General features: G+C 36.1%; 16 protein-coding genes and 1 pseudogene. 3 read left to right on the top strand and 14 right to left on the bottom strand.

The window, feature by feature from the left end; translation table 11 throughout:
* Positions 1-19: 19 nt before the first annotated feature.
* Positions 20-1,705: a dihydroxy-acid dehydratase gene (gene ilvD, locus DFR56_RS07710; RefSeq protein WP_110394864.1), complete on the bottom strand. Its 1,686-nt coding sequence runs from the start codon at positions 1,703-1,705 to the stop codon at positions 20-22.
* A 416-nt stretch (positions 1,706-2,121) separates the two neighbouring features.
* On the opposite strand from ilvD (DFR56_RS07710), the gene DFR56_RS07705 reads away from it, so the two are divergent.
* Complete coding sequence (locus DFR56_RS07705) at positions 2,122-2,442, top strand: cupin domain-containing protein (protein WP_110394863.1); 321 nt, start codon at positions 2,122-2,124, stop codon at positions 2,440-2,442.
* A gap of 620 nt (positions 2,443-3,062) precedes the next feature.
* Here DFR56_RS07705 and ilvD (DFR56_RS07700) read toward each other — a convergent pair.
* From ilvD (DFR56_RS07700) to DFR56_RS07645, 12 genes are all read right to left on the bottom strand, one after another.
* Positions 3,063-4,733, bottom strand: coding sequence for a dihydroxy-acid dehydratase (gene ilvD, locus DFR56_RS07700; RefSeq protein WP_110394862.1), 1,671 nt, complete (start codon positions 4,731-4,733; stop codon positions 3,063-3,065).
* Positions 4,734-4,843: 110 nt separating this feature from the next.
* Positions 4,844-5,524: a FadR/GntR family transcriptional regulator gene (locus DFR56_RS07695; RefSeq protein WP_110394861.1), complete on the bottom strand. Its 681-nt coding sequence runs from the start codon at positions 5,522-5,524 to the stop codon at positions 4,844-4,846.
* Positions 5,525-5,824: 300 nt separating this feature from the next.
* On the bottom strand, positions 5,825-7,015 hold the full coding sequence (locus tag DFR56_RS07690) for a pyridoxal phosphate-dependent aminotransferase (RefSeq protein ID WP_110394860.1): 1,191 nt from the start codon (positions 7,013-7,015) through the stop codon (positions 5,825-5,827).
* Positions 7,016-7,198: 183 nt separating this feature from the next.
* On the bottom strand, positions 7,199-8,353 hold the full coding sequence (locus DFR56_RS07685) for an acyl-CoA dehydrogenase family protein (protein ID WP_110394859.1): 1,155 nt from the start codon (positions 8,351-8,353) through the stop codon (positions 7,199-7,201).
* A gap of 42 nt (positions 8,354-8,395) precedes the next feature.
* Positions 8,396-9,679, bottom strand: a complete 1,284-nt coding sequence (locus DFR56_RS07680; RefSeq protein ID WP_110394858.1) for a TRAP transporter large permease — start codon at positions 9,677-9,679, stop codon at positions 8,396-8,398.
* Complete coding sequence (locus DFR56_RS07675; RefSeq protein ID WP_158525545.1) at positions 9,676-10,170, bottom strand: TRAP transporter small permease; 495 nt, start codon at positions 10,168-10,170, stop codon at positions 9,676-9,678. Before DFR56_RS07675 ends, DFR56_RS07680 begins: the two co-directional genes overlap by 4 nt.
* Positions 10,171-10,498: 328 nt before the next feature.
* On the bottom strand, positions 10,499-11,536 hold the full coding sequence (locus tag DFR56_RS07670; protein WP_110394856.1) for a TRAP transporter substrate-binding protein: 1,038 nt from the start codon (positions 11,534-11,536) through the stop codon (positions 10,499-10,501).
* Between the two features lie 292 nt (positions 11,537-11,828).
* Positions 11,829-12,236 carry a hypothetical protein gene (locus DFR56_RS07665; protein WP_110394855.1) on the bottom strand — a complete coding sequence of 136 codons (408 nt, stop codon included), beginning with the start codon at positions 12,234-12,236 and terminating at the stop codon, positions 11,829-11,831.
* A 467-nt stretch (positions 12,237-12,703) separates the two neighbouring features.
* The gene (gene hisD, locus DFR56_RS07660; RefSeq protein ID WP_110394854.1) at positions 12,704-13,957 is read right to left on the bottom strand and encodes a histidinol dehydrogenase; all 1,254 of its coding nucleotides are present in this window, start codon (positions 13,955-13,957) and stop codon (positions 12,704-12,706) included.
* A gap of 29 nt (positions 13,958-13,986) precedes the next feature.
* Positions 13,987-14,496, bottom strand: coding sequence for a TRAP transporter small permease (locus DFR56_RS07655; RefSeq protein WP_110394853.1), 510 nt, complete (start codon positions 14,494-14,496; stop codon positions 13,987-13,989).
* A 24-nt stretch (positions 14,497-14,520) separates the two neighbouring features.
* Positions 14,521-15,831, bottom strand: a complete 1,311-nt coding sequence (locus DFR56_RS07650) for a TRAP transporter large permease (protein WP_110394852.1) — start codon at positions 15,829-15,831, stop codon at positions 14,521-14,523.
* A gap of 175 nt (positions 15,832-16,006) precedes the next feature.
* Positions 16,007-17,116, bottom strand: a complete 1,110-nt coding sequence (locus DFR56_RS07645; protein ID WP_110394851.1) for a type 2 periplasmic-binding domain-containing protein — start codon at positions 17,114-17,116, stop codon at positions 16,007-16,009.
* A 324-nt stretch (positions 17,117-17,440) separates the two neighbouring features.
* Between DFR56_RS07645 and pdxR the strand changes: the two genes are divergently transcribed.
* Together pdxR and DFR56_RS07635 are read left to right on the top strand one after the other, a co-directional pair.
* Positions 17,441-18,871 carry a MocR-like pyridoxine biosynthesis transcription factor PdxR gene (gene pdxR, locus DFR56_RS07640; protein ID WP_158525542.1) on the top strand — a complete coding sequence of 477 codons (1,431 nt, stop codon included), beginning with the start codon at positions 17,441-17,443 and terminating at the stop codon, positions 18,869-18,871.
* A gap of 241 nt (positions 18,872-19,112) precedes the next feature.
* Positions 19,113-19,865, top strand: coding sequence for a 3D domain-containing protein (locus DFR56_RS07635; RefSeq protein WP_110394849.1), 753 nt, complete (start codon positions 19,113-19,115; stop codon positions 19,863-19,865).
* A 123-nt stretch (positions 19,866-19,988) separates the two neighbouring features.
* Here DFR56_RS07635 and DFR56_RS22885 read toward each other — a convergent pair.
* Positions 19,989-20,333 (bottom strand): annotated as a pseudogene (locus DFR56_RS22885) (hypothetical protein); the annotation flags it as partial.

Raw genomic sequence — 20,333 nt, 5'->3', positions numbered from 1 at the left:
CGAGATAGTTTTTTCTACATTATCTTTCGTCAAAACGATCCGTGACCGCTCCAATGGATGCACAAGATACGTTATGTGCGTATTTTCCTAAGACACCTTTCGCATATAAAGGTGGTGCTTCCCAGTTCTCACGGCGTTTTGCAAGCTCTTCATCTGAAACCGCTACGGAAATTTCTTGTGCTTCAGAATCGATCGTTACAACATCGCCTTCCTCTAAAAGTGCGATCGGTCCACCAACTTGCGCTTCCGGAGTAATATGTCCAACGACTAGGCCGTGTGTCCCTCCAGAGAAACGTCCGTCCGTTAAAAGGGCAACCTTTTCCCCGAGTCCTTTTCCAACTAAAATGGCAGAAATAGATAACATCTCAGGCATTCCAGGTCCACCTTTTGGTCCGACATAACGAATGACAAGTACGTCTCCTTCGTTGATTTCATCATTCATCACCGCTTCAGTCGCTTCACGCTCTGTATTAAATACACGTGCAGGTCCTTCGTGATGTTTTACTTTTACACCCGAAACCTTTGCAACTGCACCACTTGGGGATAAATTCCCTTTTAACACGATAAGTGGGCCATCTTTACGTTTCGGCTGATCAAGCGGTGTAATTACTTTTTGCCCTTCTTTTAATGATGGTGCATCTTTTAAGTTTTCGGCTAATGTTTTACCTGTAACAGTTAAACAATCTCCGTGTAAGTAACCATTTTCATGGAGTAATTTCATGACGGCTTGCACACCACCGACTTTATATAAATCTTCCATTACATATTTACCGCTCGGCTTTAAATCGGCAATATGTGGAACTCTTTTTTGAATGTCATTGAAATCGTCAATGGTTAAATCAACGTCAATTGCATGTGCCATGGAAAGTAAATGTAGAATCGCATTTGTTGAACCACCAAGAGCCATAACGACAGTAATTGCATTTTCAAATGCCTCTTTTGTCATAATGTCTTTTGGATAAATGCCTTTTTCAAGTAAATTGTACACTGCTTTACCTGCTTCTTCACATTCTTCAGACTTTTCTTCCGATGTTGCTGGTTTTGCAGCGTTACCTGGTAAGCTCATTCCCATCGCTTCAATTGCTGACGCCATTGTATTTGCTGTGTACATTCCACCACATGAGCCTGCTCCAGGACATGCATGGCACTCGATACGTCTTAATTGATCATCATCAATATCACCTTTGTTGTTTTGTCCTACCCCTTCAAAAACAGATACTAAATCAATATCTTCACCATCTAGTTTTCCAGGACGGATCGTTCCACCATAAACAAAAACGGATGGAACTTCTGCATTTGCAATCGCAATCATGCAACCAGGCATGTTTTTATCACAACCACCGATTGTTACGAGCGCATCCAAGCTTTCAGCACCTACAACTGTTTCAATTGAATCTGCAATCACGTCACGGCTTGGTAATGAGTAGCGCATACCCTCCGTTCCCATTGAAATACCATCAGATACAGTAATCGTATTAAAAATCATCGGTGCTCCACCAGCTTCACGGGCGCCTTTTTTTGCTCTTTCTGCTAAATCTTTAATATGTATGTTACACGGAGTAACCTCACTCCATGTGCTAGCAATGCCTACCATTGGTTTTTTGAAATCTTCATCTGTAAATCCAACAGCACGAAGCATTGCACGGTTTGGCGATTTCATTGTTCCATCAAATACTTTACTATTTATTCGTAAATCTTTCGTCATTTCATTGCCACCTTTCTACGTTTTAATGTTATATGAAACAAAAATAATGAATATTTTATATTACGGAAGAACAAGTTAATGTGAACATCAGTATATAAGCGTTTCATGTTCTAACCAACAAAAGTCGATCATTCATCCTAAATTTTTACATGATGAGCTTTTACTGAACTTACAACAACTATAACATATCCACTTGAATATTTGTAAAAATACATTTCTAGTGCAAAGTTTTCTTGGACAAGGGTGAAATCATAGTGTTAAAAACCGATGGGGATATAATTTACGCTTTAGCTAATATATTTGTCTTTTTGGAAGATGCACGTACAGAGAATGACCTGTATTAAACGAGTTGTATCCAACTTGGAATTATAGTACCTTAAAAGTATACACAAAACATACCATTAGGAGGGAAAGAAATGGACAACCATTCCATAAAAAAAGCACAACAATTCAAGGAAGATCGGTTTACCAAAATAGACATTATTAAGCATAAACATAGCACTGTCTTTTTACTCAATTTTCTCCCTAATCAAGAGATGAGACCTCATAATCATCCAGGACGTGAACTATATTTACTTGTCATCGAAGGAAACGGGACATTCTCAATTGACGGGAAGGATCTTGAAGTTAATGAAGGGGATATCATCTATTGTAATCCTGAAGATCAGCTCGGTTTCACCAATACGGGAGGAAAGCCTGTATCGATCTATGCTACAATGACAAAAATCAATAAATAATAAGCTTGCAGTTTCTCAAAAATTAATCATTCACCTCTAAAAATCAGACGCCATGATGAAAGCCTATTAAATCGTACATGCTTTGTAGAATTGACCCAGATCTATTTCGGAAAACACATGTTTTACAAAAATGACGCATAACGAGTTTTAACGACACATATTTAACGAATCTAGTACATAACGTAATGAGTTCATACAGCACTTGTTTTACAAAATTGGCGCATAACGATTTTGAACTGCACATATGTAACAGGAAATGATGCATAAGGAATGTAGGGGTTATCATAGCGACTATCAAAACAATTCATAATTAAATTAGTTAGAGCATTTCATGAATAGGTCAATTGGTTCAAACAAGTATTGCTAATGGGGTATATAAGGTTTTAGCAACATAACAATAGTTAATATAACGAAAGTATAGCGAAAACGCTCTTATAGGCTAAAATTGTGACATAGTGAGTGACATTGAACGCGATTTTCGGCTGTGGACGGAACGTGGCGGAGCGCCGCGTGACATTAAGCGCGATTCATACGTATCCAGCTTTCCAAAAGTGAATCACCCCTTTCTGATCCGATTTCAGAAAGGGGTCTGTTGTTAGTAATCTGCTAAACTAGCTAAATTATATACTCATGATGCCACCTTTTGAGGCATTTGTGACAAGTTTAGAATATCTTCCTAACCATCCTGTTTTAATTTTTGGTTCGAACGGTTTTAAATTTTTACGTCGTTCTGCTAATTCTTCGTCTGAAACTTTTACATTAATCGTTCGGCTTGGTAAGTCGATTTCGATTGTATCACCATTTTCAACCAAAGCAATAGGACCACCTTCTGCAGCTTCTGGTGAAATGTGACCGATGGAAATACCACGAGAAGCTCCACTAAAGCGTCCATCAGTTATCAATGCTACTTTCGTTCCAAGTCCACGACCCATTATCGCAGATGTTGGCGCAAGCATTTCTGGCATACCCGGACCACCTTTTGGACCTTCATAGCGGATGACGACAACATGACCTGCTTGTACTGTTCCATCATCGATCGCTTCTTGTGCTTCATCTTGTGAGTCAAAAACAACTGCTTCACCTGTAAATGTTTTAATCGATGGATCGACTGCACCTACTTTAATAACAGATCCTTCTGGCGCAATGTTTCCATATAGTACGGATAGACCACCAACTGGACTATACGGATTGTCTTTTGTACGAATTACTTCTGGATTCGTAATATGATGGTCTTTGACAAGTTCCCCCATCGTTTTACCAGTCACTGTTATCCGTTCTGGATGAATCGCCCCTGGAATCTTTGTTAACTCATTAATAATCGCTTCTACTCCACCCGCTTTATTGATATCGTCCATTGAAATATCAGATGCTGGCATAATTTTTGCTAAGTATGGAACTCTTTCTGCAACCTTATTAATCTCAGCCAAGTCGTATTCAATTCCAGCTTCATTCGCAATCGCTAATGTGTGGAGTACCGTATTTGTCGATCCCCCCATTGCCATATCAAGTGCAAATGCATCATCGATTGCTTCCTTTGTGATGATATCACGTGGTTTAATATCTTCTTTAATCATTCGAACTAATTGTTTTGCTGCTTCCTTAACTAACTCTTTACGTTTTTCACTTGTTGCCACGATTGTACCGTTGCCTGGAAGTGCAACTCCTAACATTTCCATCAAACAGTTCATTGAGTTTGCCGTAAACATACCGGAACATGAACCACATGTTGGACAAGCATTCATTTCAATATCTAATAATTCTTCATCAGACATTTGACCAGATTTGTGGGCACCAACACCTTCAAAGACAGAGGTTAAAGAAATTTGTTTTCCTGTTGAACTTACACCTGCTTCCATTGGGCCACCTGATACAAAAACAGAAGGAACATTTGTACGAGCAGCTGCCATTAACATTCCTGGTGTAATTTTGTCACAGTTTGGAATATAAAATACACCATCAAACCAGTGCGCATTAATCACCGTTTCGGCAGAATCTGCAATGAGTTCACGACTTGGTAAGGAGTAACGCATTCCAATATGTCCCATTGCAATCCCATCGTCTACACCGATTGTATTAAATTCGAACGGGATTCCACCCGCTTCCACAATCGCTTCCTTCACGACGTCTGCAAACTCTCGCAAATGAACATGACCCGGAATAATATCGATATATGAGTTACAAACACCGATAAACGGTTTCTCTAAATCTCTCGGCTTTACTTTTCCAGTTGCATATAAAAGACTACGGTGAGGAGCACGGTCGACTCCAATTTTAATCATATTACTTCTCAATCTGAACACACCTTTAATTTTAAAATATTAAATCTATTTTAAATCCTGCGTTGTCTGCTGTCAACATAGTTGTAGGACAAATAGAAAGATAATGATGTAACAAAATACTTTTACTCAATCCCTAAATCTTTCATCGCATGTAAAATATGAATTTTCATTGCACTTCTCGCTCCCTCAGGGTTGCGCACTTTCATAAATTCCATGATCATTTTATGGTCATTTAATGTATCTTTTACGACTCGTTCATTTTTTTGTGATAATATGACACCTTTATCAATCGCCTGAAAAATAACTGGCATCAACTTGTCCATGAATTCATTATGGGTAGCCTTGGCAATCGCTTTGTGGAATTTTTGTTCGACATCTGTTCGATCTTCACCACGGTTAATTTTTTGTTCAATCTGTTTTCCATATTCTAAAACTCGGTTGAGCTCAGCCTCACTTGCTCGTATCGTCGCATAATAGGCAGCTTCTGGCTCAAAAATCAGGCGCATTTCATACAAGTCTTTTGCATTGATTCTTGCATTTGAAAGATCATTTAATGATTCCATTGAATGATGTAAATCCACATCTTTTTTTACAAATGTTCCTCTGCCTCGTTTAATTTCTAATATGCCATTGGTAACTAATATTCTAATCGCTTCACGCAATGTCGTTCTACTAATATTAAGTTCTTCTGATAACTCAATTTCGTTCGGAAGTTTATCACCTGAAAGAAATCTTTTTTCAATCGTAATCATCGCCAGAATATCTTCTGCTATACTATCAGAAAGCCGCTTTACTCGATTCATCTAACTTATCAATCCTTATTTTCTTTTTAGTATAGCATATATCGTATTTTTCCAGCTTGTAAAAAAACTTTTTCTTTTTATCACAGCTCCTTACTTGGCCTTACAATGAAATCAATGAAAAAAAGAACCAGAAAATGTATTCTGATCCTTTTTCCATTGTTTAAAAATAATTTACCTTATAGCTTCTGACGAGATGCAGCGGGCATAATTTTCACTCCGTTACATGATAAGTAACCCGTAGCGAGATTAAGTTGGAATGAATTCCGTGGAAATACACACTAAATAGTTAAAGGAAAAAGGTTATCTAAACAATCCTAGCTTCCCAATTCTTTCGGCCGCTTCTCTTAATCTCTCCTCTGAATCTAGTAATCCGAGACGAACATACCCTTCCCCTAAGGTCCCAAAGCCATCTCCAGATGCAACAACGACATGGGCTTCTTCTAATAATAGTTTGGCAAATTCTGCAGATGTGTATCCATTGGGAACTGGGAACCAAGCGAAGAATGTACCTTTTGGGGCTTCCACTTCCCAACCTATTTTGCGTAAACTATCGACTAGTACGTTTCGGCGCTTTTCATAAATGTCAACAAGTTCTCGCACATAGGTTAAATCTCCTGAAATTGCCTCTGTCGCTGCCTCTTGAATCGCACCAAACAGGCTTGTAAACAAATGATCTTGTAATAAATTAATCGTTTTAATGACAGATGGGTTTCCAACCGCAAAAGCGACACGCCATCCCGCCATATTATACGTCTTAGACAATGTATACATTTCAATTCCGACGTCTTTTGCTCCTTCTGAAGCTAGAAAACTTGGCTGTTTTACACCATCAAAGCCAATCGCACCATAGGCAAAATCATGGACAACACAAATGTCATGCTTTTTTGCTAATGCGACTGTGTCATCAAAAAATGCTTTTGTCGCAACACCCGAAGTTGGATTGTTCGGATAATTCAAAAACATCAATTTTGCTTTTTGCAAAACGTCTTCTGATATTTTACTATAGTCAGGTAAAAAGCCGTTCTCCTCAAGAAGTGGCATAAATTCATGTGTTACATTCGCCAATGCGACACCAGATAAATAGTCTGGATAACCTGGATTTGGGAGTAGCGCAGTATCCCCAGGGTTAAGGAGACATTGACTCACCTCAAATAAACCGATTTTTGATCCAAACATAAGGGCAACTTCCTCATCTGGATTTAAATCGACATCGTACTCTCGTTTATAAAAATCAGCAACTGCCTGTTTAAAATACGGAAATCCTTGAAACGGAGAATATTTATGATTGATCGGTTTTTCAGCTGCTTCTTGTAACGCTTTTACGATATGATCAGCAGTAGGTAAATCTGGGTTCCCTTGCCCTAAGTTAATAACATCATGCCCCTCTTGAATAAGTTCTCGAACCCTTTTTCCTAACTTGGCAAAAAACTGCTCAGGAAGACGCTTTATCGCATCAGATTGTTCAAATATTTGCACGACACCACTCCTCATAAAAATTGATTGACATGAAGGGAAACTTTACTTGCTTGTTTTCCCCATGGAATTCAATGGTAATAAATAAAGCACGGACTTCTTCTTATAGTGCGTGTTCAAAAAGGAGGATAAAAAGGATCGAGAGTTCCCGGACTTTTTGAACAACATCTTATATTTAAATTACCTTAATATCCAATAATGTCAAGTCAATTTTTCAATTGAATTTGCCGCAAGTGCCATAATTGTCATATCGTCCATCGGTGGGTTATGAAGTCCTGCACGTACATCACGATAATAACGTTGTAATGGACATTTTGCTGATAAACTTCTTGCACCAACAATTCGCATAGCAAGGTCAACTGTTTCTAGAGCATTGTTTACGATAGATAGTTTGACTGCACCGAGTTCAGGCTTCATTGATTGCCTAGTTTCCTCATCATTCTCATCCCACTTCTTCGCAACTGTATACAAAAATGCACTGCTTTCTAAAATACGCAACTCCATTTCACCAATTTTTTGGCGTACTGCTGGAAAACCGGAAATCGTCCCTTTTATACTACTTGGCGAATAAGTTGTTGCAAAATCTACTGCATATGTTTGTGCTGCCTTTGCGATTCCTAAATAACAAGCTGGAATATGAAGTAACCATCCTTGGGCAGCCTTATCCCCTGGTGTAATGTATTGAACAAGGTCTTCTTTTTTGAGTTTCACATTTTCTAAGACGAGATCATGGCTTCCTGTTGCCTTCATTGCGATCGAATCCCATGTTTCAGCGACTGAGACGCCATCTAATCCACGACGCACAAGAAAGTTACCGACCTTTTCCGTTCCATCAATTGAAGCACTAACGACGAAGTAATCTAAAATGGGTGATAATGTTGTAAATGATTTACGACCATTAATGATCCACCCATCCGTTGTTGCCTTAGCAAATGTTTCGGGCTTTCCACCGCGAGTCGGACTACCTGTAGCGGGTTCTGTTGCAGCATTATTGAGTAATGCACCCGTTTCGACAACATCTTTTGCAAATGCTTCATATGTTGCTTCTTCCCAAGCTCCCGCTTCTCCTAAATGTTTTGTAATTCCCATATGCCAACCAATCGAAAGCGCCGTCGATCCATCATATTTTGCAATCGTTTCTTGCATTTTTAACATCTCTACTAATGAGATAGCGAGTCCCCCGTATTTTTTGGGGACGGTTAATGCAGGATAATGAATTGCTTTTAATTCAACAAAATTTGCAAATGGAAAAGCCCCTTTTTCATCATATTCTTGTGCACGGTCAGCAAATTTTTCAGCTGTTTTTTCTAAAAGGTTTAATCGTTCTTCTGTTGTTTGTAAGTCTGTCAGTTTCAATTTAGTCCCTCCCAAAGGCTAGTGTAACATATTCGTTTCTTATTAAGCATCGGGCATTAATAAGTTCGGTAAAAACAGAAACAAATCTGGAAAAAATACCCCGATTAAAATAATCCCGAGTGTAATCGTTAAAATCGGTACAATACTAATAAATGCGCGTACAGTGGAAATTTTTCCGATTTGCGTGGCAATTAATAAGCAAATTCCATAAGGTGGCGTAACCATTCCACACGCAAGTACAAGACATGTAATGATCCCTAGATGGACTGGATCAAGGGCGGCAATTTCACCTAATTTCGTTAGAATAGGTAGAAAGATAATAATTGCTTCAAGTGGGCTCAAAAACGTTCCAATAATAAGTAAAAATAAGACGATTAATAAAAAGATTCCTGTCGATGAAGTTGTAATACTTGTAATAAAATTTGCTACTAATTCGGGTGCATGTAAATAACCAATTAACCAACCCATGATTCCGGCACATGCAACAGCAAACATTGGTAATGAATACTGGACCATCGTATTTTTAAGTAGTTTCGGTAAATCTTTCACTTTTAATGTACGATAAAAAAACATCAATACTAACGCATAAAACACGGCAATTGCCGCTGCTTCTGTCGCTGTGAACATTCCAGCTGAAATTCCACCAATAATGATGATCGGCAGCAATAAAGTGGGAATTGCTTTTCCAAAAGAAATAGTTGCTTCCTTTACCGTAGCTTTTGGATAGGATGGGTAATCATATTTTCGTGCCATATAATATGTATAACCCATTTGTCCAAATGCGATTAAAATTCCAGGCACAATTCCAGCCAAAAATAATTTCCCAATCGAGACTTGCGCCATTGCTCCATATACGACCATCATAATACTTGGCGGAATAATTACACCTAATGTAGAAGAACAAGCTGTAATTGCCACACTAAATCCAGCATCGTATTTTTCCTTTTTCATCGCTGGAATAAGTACGGGACCAATAGCAGCTGTATCAGCAGCGGCTGAACCTGAAAGTCCTGCCATAATCATACTGACAAATACATTAATATGTGCGAGTCCTCCGCGAATATGCCCAACGATTACTCTTGAAAACTGTAAAAGCCGTTCGGTAATCCCTCCATCATTCATTAATCCCCCTAATAATAAGAAGAAAGGAACAGCTAAGAGAGTGAAATTATCAATCCCGGTATAAATTTGATTAATCACACTTGTGAAAGGTAAATCAAGATAAATGATCGTCACGATCGATGAAATTCCTAAAGCAAACGCGATAGGTACTCGAATAAATACTAACACAAAGAAAACTATTAATAACAAAACGAGTGGGTTCACTTTTCAAACACTTCCTTTTTTGTTAGTGATCGTAACTTTTTGATATCTTTTACAAACTGTTCTACTGTGAAAAAAAGCATAAATAAACCACTAACAGGTATTGCTGCAAATGTGTATGCGAGTGGAATCGTTAAAGCCGTCGAAAATCGTGAAAAGCCCATTAACATAAAAGAATAGCCATGAACGATCATGACGTAAATTAGAGTTAGAACAATAAGATGGGCTAGAATATCAAAGCTTAAATTAACTTTTATTTTGTTTGGTGCTAAATCTACTGTGTAATGCATTTTATGACGAACCGCAACTGCTGCACCTAGAAATACTGTCCAAATAAAACAAATAACAGCTACTTCATCAGCCCACATCATTGGAATATGTAAGTAATTTCGAACAACAACTTTTGCTAATACAACAACAATAAACAAGCTTAATAAGAGAAACCCAACTGTTAAACACACTTTTTCAACGAGATTATTTATCTTTTCCAGCAATGAAAAACCTCCTTTGTCTTTAGCCGTAATATAGACGAGCTAATACATGTTTAGTGATACGAATAATCATGAGTCTCAGGACGCCACTTTTAGCTAGGTGAGCGTATATGGCATCTAATGAATGCAAATAACTTTTATCGATAAAGAAGACTTGGTTCAGTATGGAGTTTTAAACTCCACCTGAACCTTAGTCGCACTTATTTCGGAGCTTTAACGCCGTGGAGATAAATCGGCTAGCTAATCAATAAAAGGACCGATTGCTACTATTTTGCAATCGGCATTTTATTATATTGTTGTTCACTTCAAACAGTCATTTTTATCGTCTACGTTATTTTAAAGTACGAATCAGTTCTAATAGTTCTTTTGCATCAAGGTCTTCTGCTAAATCGTCATGTAATGGGGCTAAAATGTCAACAAATTCTTCACGATCGATTTCCGTAATTGTCACATTATGCTCAGGTAATTCCGCTAACATTTCCTCATCAAACTCTTTTCCTTTTTCCGTTCCAATTTCTGCTGCCTCAATTGCTACTTCATCAATAATTTCTTGGTATTCAGTTGGTAACTTATTATACGTTAATTCACTTACAGAAAAATGTGTTGCCATATATAAATGTTCCGTTAAGCTGACATAAGGTGCCACTTCATATAATTTACTTCCTGTATAACCGCTTAATGTACTTTCAAACCCATCAACAACACCCGTTTGGATACCTGAATATACTTCATTCCATGAAAGCGATGAAGGTAATGCGCCTAATTCAGACCATATATCGCTTTCGATTGGAGAACCTGGTAATCGTAATTTGATTCCTTTTAAATCATCAGGTGTGGCAATTTCATGTTTGTTATTGGATAAGTATCTCGTTCCCCCACCCGATAATGCTAAAAGCTTTATATCCAAGTTTTTTTCCGTAAATTCATTTTCAAAATAGGAGAAAATCTCACTTTCATGATGAATCGCTTTTTCAAAATGATTCATATCATCAAATAAATAGGCTAATCCAAATACTTGTAATCTCGGTATAAATGATGCAGCATTTTGCGTTCCACCGATGACAAAGTCGACAGTTCCTAACCGCATTTCATCAATCGTTGTTTCATCATCGCCTAATGAACCACTATGATGGATACTCACTTTTACATTGCCATCCGTTCTCTTTTCAACTTCTTCCGCAAAATATTCTGCCATATCAATCCATGGATGTGGTGGCGAAACAACGGTCGCAAGCCTTAAATCAAATTGTTCATTTGTTGAAGTATTGGTAGCCTCCCCTTCACCTGACTCTTTTTCTTGTCCATTTGAACAAGCAGAAATGATCATTAACACAACAAGCAAAATAAGATAATGACTAATTCGTTTCAACTTATTTTCCCCCTAAGACGGTTTGTATATATTCGCATCAATTTACTGTGTTTTAATATACCATTATTCCGACTTGCATTCAAGGGTTTAAGTTTAATATTTTTTTTTGCTTTACTGAAAATTTATTGCTCTAAGCAAATGGAGTAAAACACTACTTTTGTAACCATATATTATTTTATGAACTAAAATTAGAAAGTTGTGTATTTTATCTTGCACACATCGAAAACACACTTCTCGCTGAAGGAAAAGTGTGTAATTTTATTTTATGGTCGGTATGATGAAATAACTACTATTATTTCTTTAGACTATCCAACAAGGTATACCCAAACACGACACCAGCTATCGTGTGAATGGTTGGATTTCCTAAAAATATAGCCTGTGGCATTAATAGCAATATACTTTCTGGCAGATAAAATAATGATACATATATTAATAAAATACAAAGGGACGGTAATCCAATTGCAATGAATTTAATCCAATCAAACGTCCATTGTTTGTTTTGTTTAATTTCATTTAGAAGTTTTGGCAACCTTAGAAGCATTCCAATAGCAAAGGGAAATATTGTTGAAAGTAATACAACGGGGACTATTTCAAAGGTTACTGAAGCTTCTTGCTGTAACCGCAACTGGTATTTAGCCCTAAAATAAATAATAATCCCGATAACAATTGTCCATCCAAAATAATATAAAAATCTTTTCATGGAATTCCCCCTGTAAGGTTAACATATTGTCAAAAATTAATTCCTATAAACTTAATTCAATTCAAATAATCTAGTCAATTGTTTAAATTACCCTATAACATTTTATTGCTTCTAATTTATGGCACTATCAATGTGCTTATTCTCAATTTTCCCATTATAGCATTCATTTAAAAAGTAAGGATATTCACTTCTTCATCCATTTCTCTAAATGAGTTTATTAAGAGAAAAAAAGATTGTAAGAATTCACCATGCCCGACTTGATACTAATAATACCCATACATCCCCCAATCAATTTATTCTACATACTTTCCTATAGGGTCTTCTTCTTTACTTAGAACCAAAAAGACCACTCCTGTCAAAAAAGGTGACTGGGTGATCTTTCTTAAAAAACTCTCTATTAAATATTGGAATGTTATTAATCTGTAAAATTGACTAGTACGAACGTAATTCAATCAGTTTTAAGTCAATTATTTAATTCGCACTTGTGCTGAAAGCTTATGTCCTTCTAAGCCTTCTAGATTTGATTGTTCGGTTGCATGTTTAGCTAAGAATTGGGTACCTTCGCCTGTAATTTCTTGGTGTGTAACAACTTTTAAGTAACTGCCAACCCATAAGCCACCTGTATATCTAGCTGCTTTGTTCGTAGGTAGTGTATGATTTGTTCCAGAAACTTTATCAGAAAATACAACAGAGCTGTCTTCGCCAATAAATAATGAGCCATAATTATGCAATTGGTCGACATAGCTTCTACTGTCCGTTAAGTGTAGATGTAAGTGCTCATTCGCATTTTCATTACAATAGTCGATTCCTTCAGCAATCGAATCAACTAAGATGACCTCGCCCATGTTTTCCCAAGATTGATGTGCTGGAGAATCTTCTGCGAATGTACCTAGTAACCTTTCCACTTCTTTCATTGATTCGTTCGCAATGTCTTCAGATGTTGTAACAAGTACAGCTTTAGCGAATGGATCATGTTCTGACTGTGCTAATAAGTCGGCTGCGATATAGCCTGGTTTAGCTGATTCATCTGTAAATACTAATACTTCACTAGGACCTGCGATTAAATCAATTCCTACCTTACCGAATACTTGCTTTTTCGCTTCGGCTACAAACATATTTCCAGGGCCAGCAATCATATCAACAGGTGGAACTGATTCTGTACCATTTGCCATTGCTGCGATTGCTTGTGCACCACCGATTGCAAAGATATCTGTAGCTCCTGCTTTGATCAAACCATATAATACTGCCGGATGAATACCGCCTTTATAATTTGCTGGGCTACATGCAACGATTCTTTTTGCACCCGCTACTTTTGCAGGAGCGACAACCATTGGACCTGATGAGAGTAACGGGAATCTTCCTCCTGGAATATAAGCTCCAACTGTTTCAATCGGAACAATGCGTTGACCCATTGTGATTCCATCACCGAATTGTGTTTCAAATGGTGTTAAATGCTTATACTGTGTTTCAGCGAAAGCACTAATACGCTCAACAACTGTATCAATTAACGCTTTCTGTTCAGGATCGATCGTATTTAAACAGTTTTCTATTTCCTCTTCTGACACTCGGAAAGCGCGATCTGATTTTCCAAATTTAACTTCATATTTTTTTAAGGCTTCATCACCGTTTGTTTTAATATCTTCAATAATACCTTTTACAATGGACTCAACTTCTGTAGCTTGATTATTTTGTTCTGTTTGTGCTGTTTTTATATATTTCAACTTTTATTCCTCCAAATCATTGCTCTGTTTTAAACATTTGCATTACGATTTACAAGTAATTTAATTTCTTCTCCAAATCTAATTAACACTTCAAGTAAAACGAAAAAATATCCTAACGGGACGAAAAAATAGACTGGCCAAATGGCAACAAACTTTGTCGCGATAGGTATTTCCATCCCTTGCTGAAACCCATTTAAAAAATAAAGAAACGTATAATACGTTAATAAACCGAAGACGACAATATCCATGATTAGTAGTAATAATTTATTATACTTTTGGAACCAATTTGGCGTCCTTTCAACAAATTCACTTAATCTCGGTAATACATTTTTCATATATACATAGCCTAGTGCTGGGAAAATAGCAATCGGCATTAAAAAGTTCTCAATGATCACATAAGACCCTGGAATAGGAGTTTTAAACACATTTCGCAAAAATACATCTATTACAATAACGAACATCATTGAAAGTATCGCAATACCGCTTATTCTCCCACCAAATTCCTGTAATAAATGATTCACTCTCTTTAAATTTCTCATATGCACACCTCCAATAATTCAAAACTACTTCGACATTATACTTGGCAGCCATGTGATTAATTCAGGGAAAATAATAAGCAACCCAACAACGACAATTGTTGTTATGATGGAGAAAACAAACGTAATTTTAAAGATACCTTCAATAGAAATACCAGTTGTACTTCCAACGATAAATACGTTTGTCCCAACAGGCGGCGTAATTAAACCAATCGTACACGATACTAATACCATGACACCGAACCATAAAGGATCTACATCTAATGTTTCCGTAATTGGCATGACAATCGGAACAGTCATCAGTAAGACTGCAATATTGTCGATAAACATAAACAAGATAAAATAGAAAATTAAAAGGATAATAATAATTAAATAAGGTGTACTTTGTAAAGGTTCTAAAAGATTAATGATCTTCCTTGGAATGAGTGACAATGAAATAAAACGCCCGAATAACGAAGCACCAATGACGATAAAAATGGTCATTACAGTAATTTTCGTCGTTTCAGAGAGTGCCGTCTTGATATATTCAAAATTAACCTTCTTCATAATTAAAGCCATGATGAAAGCTAAAAATGCGCCTACTGCTCCAGCTTCTGTAGGTGTAAATATACCAGCAAATATTCCACCAAAGATGGAAATTGCCATTAATGCACCCATAAAAATCGCGATGATATATCTCGAAGTCGGTGTGTTATCTTCTGGAATATCCACTTCATGTACCTTGCCTTCTCCCGTGAATTTTAAATACAATAAAAGAATAATCGAAAACACGATAATCATTAAAATTCCCGGAACTAATGAACCGATAAACAGTTCCCCAATTGATATACGCGCTGCCACACCGTAAATGATTATCATAACACTTGGCGGAATAATCGATGAAAGAGAGCCGGCAACAGCAACAATCGCACCTGAAAAAGTATCACTAAATCCTCTTTTACGCAGCTCAGGTAATGTGATTTTCGCCATAGAAGCAGACGTTGCGGAACTGGAACCAGAGACTGAACCTAATAAACCTCCAATAACAATTGTAATCACACCTAGAGGTCCTTTACGTCCTTTTGAAATCCTAAAAGCAAGACCATAGAGATCTTCCACTATTTTCGTACCCATAATTAGCTCTGCCATTAATATATATAGCGGTATGGTAGTTAATGAGAAGCTAGCAACTTGTGCGAATGAATCGCTCTGTAGAAATCCGTTTAGTTGCTGCATACCTCCTAGCATAAATATCCCTATTAAACCGACAGATAAAAAAATCGAACTAATATATTGTCCTACAAGTAACAAATAAATTAATAAAAGAAAACAGAGGACAACAATTATATCTACTGACATCTAACTCCCCCGTTCTATTTTTTACATATTGAGCAACTACAGAGTGATGTTTTTCAATAAGTGTTTGTAGAAAATGAATAACATGATAGGAAACCGATTATAAGCCAAGCATGTATGCCTGCTACAATCGGTTCAACTATTTAAAACTAAAGAACTTTAATCATTCAGAAATTTATTATTCCATATCTAAAATTTCTTGAGGCACTTCTCCACCTGACTCAACAATTAAGTCTCTCCAAAGTAGAGCTACTTCTTTTCCTGCAAAACCTCTATCTTCCAAGTCTTTAATCCAACTATTCCATGTGTTTAAAATAGCTGTATTAATTTTATCTTGTACCTCTTTATCTAAAGAATCAAATTCAATTAGTTCTCCATTATAATTAGGTAATATTTCCTCTATTTGTTGTTTATATGTTTCAGGTCCAGATTGAATCAACTCATTTGCTTCTTCTTTAAAGATATTTTGTACGTCGTCAGAAAAAGAGTCCCAAGTATCTTGGTTCATCGCAAAAAATACAGGGAAATGTCCTAAACTTACTCCACTTAACGTATAGTTCGTTAATTCATCTACTCCGTACGGTGGCCAATCAGGAATATTGAGCATGACACCATCGATTGCATTTCTACTGAGACTATCGTAAATATCTGGTGCCGGTAATGCGACAGGTGTTAATCCTAACTCATTAATAAATGTTTCATGTACATTTGAACTTGCTCTAATTCTGATCGATTTATTAAATTTATCTACAGAATCTAACTTTTCATCAACAGTTGAAATTAAATATGTCTCTGTTGGATGAATTGGCAGAACAAATAAGTCTTTATCTGCAAACTCTAATTCGTAATATGTTTTCCCATCAGCAATTTCAACATCACTTTCAACCATTTTTTGAATTGCTTTAGCAGCTACACTAGCATCGGATTTTAATAAAGGGAGTCCGACAACACTTGAATATGGAAATCGTTTCTGATCTAAAGTAGGTGATAAAACCATTTCAATATCAATCGATGTAGAATTTAATGCATCAAGTGACTCATCCGCACTAAAAAGCTCTCCACCAGTAAAAATATTGAACTCAACTTCGTCTGTTTTTTCCATTACCTTTTCTAGTAAAGGTACTGAGAACGTTTCAACAGAACCGTCTGTATGAGGATATCCACTTGATGCAATTAGTGCTTTTGCACTGCTATTACTTTCCGTATTTTCTTTTTCTTCAGAACTACTACAACCCGCAACTACAAAAACAATAAGTATAATGCTTAACAGCATATATATATTTTTCATTACGTTCCCTCCAAATAGTTTTAAACACTTTCCTTTTATTGAAAAAATATGATCTTTTAACGTTCCACCTCCTTATAGTGATTTTTTATATTTATTACGCATGTGAAAAATACTTCATCCGCCTATACCACGGATTACTATATAATCCCTATTAAATATACATATAAAACAAATTATTCCTTAGCGCTTACATTTAATATCTGATTAGGCTGTACGTAATAATAGTCAAAAGATCCTATTTATTTTTACAATATACCATACATCTGATATCATTTTAAGTACCAAAACCGAAAAAATATGGTACCAAATAAGGAGGGAAGAGCGTTGATTCAAATCCAATTAAATAAAAATCATAACGAAACTTTCTTATACAAAGCGTTATACGTTGAAATAAAAGATCTAATCTTATCTCGAAAAATCCAAAAACATGAAAAATTACCATCAAAAAGACAATTGGCAACTCAATTAAAAACGAGTGTAAACACCGTGACGGCTACTTATGAACAATTAATTGCTGAAGGATACATTTATGCCATTGAAAGAAGTGGCTATTACGTGGAAGATATTCCGAAGTTGTTAAGAGAAGCAAAAATCAATCCCGAATGGAGTGAAATATTAGCCGAACCAAAAAGGCATGTACAATTTAAATATTCGCTATCGCATATGGATACGAATATAGCATTATTTCCATATAGTGAATGGAGAAAAAGTGAACAATATGCCTTCAAAAATCATAAGTGGGAATTATCGAGAATAATGGAAAGACAAGGCCTACTTACAGTTAGAAAGACGATTGCAAAATTAATAAAAAAATATCGCGATGTCATATGTGAACCAGAGCAAATCGTTTTAGGTGTTGGTACTCAGCCTTTAATTGAACAGTTATTAAATATTTTAAAAGATATCGATCCAATCTCATTAGGTGTTGAAGACCCAGGTTATACTCGACTTTACAATCAACTAGAACATTTAGGTATTGATTTAAATCCGATTAAATTGGATGAAAAAGGGATATCTATTGAAGAATTAAAAAAGACAGACTCCAACATTGTGTTCGTCACACCATCACATCAATTTCCAACTGGCATTATTATGCCCGTATCCCGCAGAACGGAATTACTAAACTGGGCCGCAAAAGGATTTAATCGATATATAATTGAAGACGATTATGATAGTGAATTTAAATATAAAACAGACCATATTCCTTCCCTACATAATCTAGATAGAAATGAAAGTGTCGTTTATATCGGCAGTTTTTCAAAATCTTTGTTACCAAGTTTACGAATAAGTTATATGGTATTACCTAAAAACTTAGTCATCCCTTACAGAAAAAAGTTTGGACATTTAATACCAGAAAATAATACATTATCGTTGCTCACACTGAAATATTTTATTGAATCAGGTAGTTATGATCGCCATATGAAAAGAATGACAAATTATTATGATGATATACGTAGCGAGCTTATTTCAGAGATAAAAAAAGCATTTCAATCGAAGGTTCATATTTACGATACGTTAGCAGGATTACATTTTATTGCACGATTTACTACGAAAAAATCGTACGAAGATATAGAAAAAGATGCAGAAAAAAACGAAATTGAATTGTACACGATCCGAAGATTTATGATTAATCCATTAAAAAAAGAAAACAATATTACGATTATCGTTGGCTTTGGGACGGTAAAAAAAGAGAATATTAAGAAAATCGTTCAGTTATTGTATCAAACGACCATGACCTTGCATAAAGAGACATAACCAATTTAATTTAATATGCGATGCGAGATGCTTTTTGATAAATATTGATTGCATAAAATGAAGTGGAGCGAATCGATGTATTTTAATTTAACTTTGTGCTGTTATTACAATGAAACTCTCTTTGTAATATAGGATCAAAATAAGACAAATCGTGTAATACACTCTTAATTCACCTGTTACTGAAAGATCTTTTCTTGTATGCTACGATAGTCTCTGTTAGTAATTAAGGAGGGACTTACATTTGAAAAAATTAGTAGTAGCTTTTACAACATTCAGTGTTATCTTTACAGTGTCAGCTGCAATTAATGTTTCAGCAGAAGAGCATAAAGTGCAAGAAAAAGAAAGTCTTTGGAGTATTGCGCAAAAGTATGATACTTCGGTCCAAAGTTTAATTGAAATCAACGAATTGGATTCTACCATAATCCATCCAGGTCAACATATAACCATTACACAAGAAGAATCGTCAAAAAAATCATATACAGTTAAAAAAGGCGATACATTAAGTGAGATTGGTGAAGAATATAATGTAAGTGTTAATAAACTAATGGATTGGAACAATCTTTCTAACACTACTATTAGAATCGGACAAGAATTGAAAATAAATCATCCATCAAAAGAGAATAACAACGCTAAAGTAGAAAAAAAGCAGAACAATAAAGTAAAAGCAGCAAAGGAATCAAACGAAGGCAAGCAAGATCCAGCAGCTAAAACAATTACGGTAACGGCAACTGCTTATACTGCGAAATGTGAGGGTTGTTCTGGGGTAACAGCAACAGGAATTGATTTGACTAATAATCCTGATAAGAAAGTAATCGCGGTAGATCCAAGCGTCATTCCTTTAGGTACTGAAGTATATGTCGAAGGATACGGTAAAGCGATTGCTGGTGACACTGGTGGAGCAATCAAAGGAAAGAAAATTGATGTTCATGTACCAACAGAAGCCAAAGCAATGAATTGGGGCGTAAAAACTGTTGAAGTAACCATTCTTGATTAACACTGTTCTCAAAAAATGGTAAATTATGATACTCTAAGGAAAGTAAACTATTAAAGTTGCTTTCCTTTTTTTGTGGTGAAATATGAAGTTATTAGATAATTAAAACCATAAATCGACCATAGTTCACTGTTGATCTTTAATCGATTCATATTCAAAAGCATGGGTATTTAAGGCAGCAAGTTGATAATCTTCGAGTGAAAACTCCTGATCTGGATTCATTTCCTTTACTTGTTGATACTCAAGCTTTATTTGATTGGCATAAAAATTATCGCCAGCAAAAAGATCATTTAACGTGATTTCATCTTTTGGCAGTTCGACACTCCCACCTGGCGCATGGTGTGTGTTGATGATTGTTGTTGCATCAATCCGATTTTCTGTCGTGTATTCTTCTATTCGTAAATTGCGCATCGCTTCAACAAAGGCGTCCATATCTTCGTAAAAGCGTTGGTCAATCACATCATCGACAAT

Source organism: Pseudogracilibacillus auburnensis, assembly GCF_003201975.1.
GTDB lineage: Bacteria > Bacillota > Bacilli > Bacillales > Amphibacillaceae > Pseudogracilibacillus > Pseudogracilibacillus auburnensis.
Note: the sequence above shows the minus strand (reverse complement) of the source record. Positions and strands in the feature narration are given on the sequence as shown.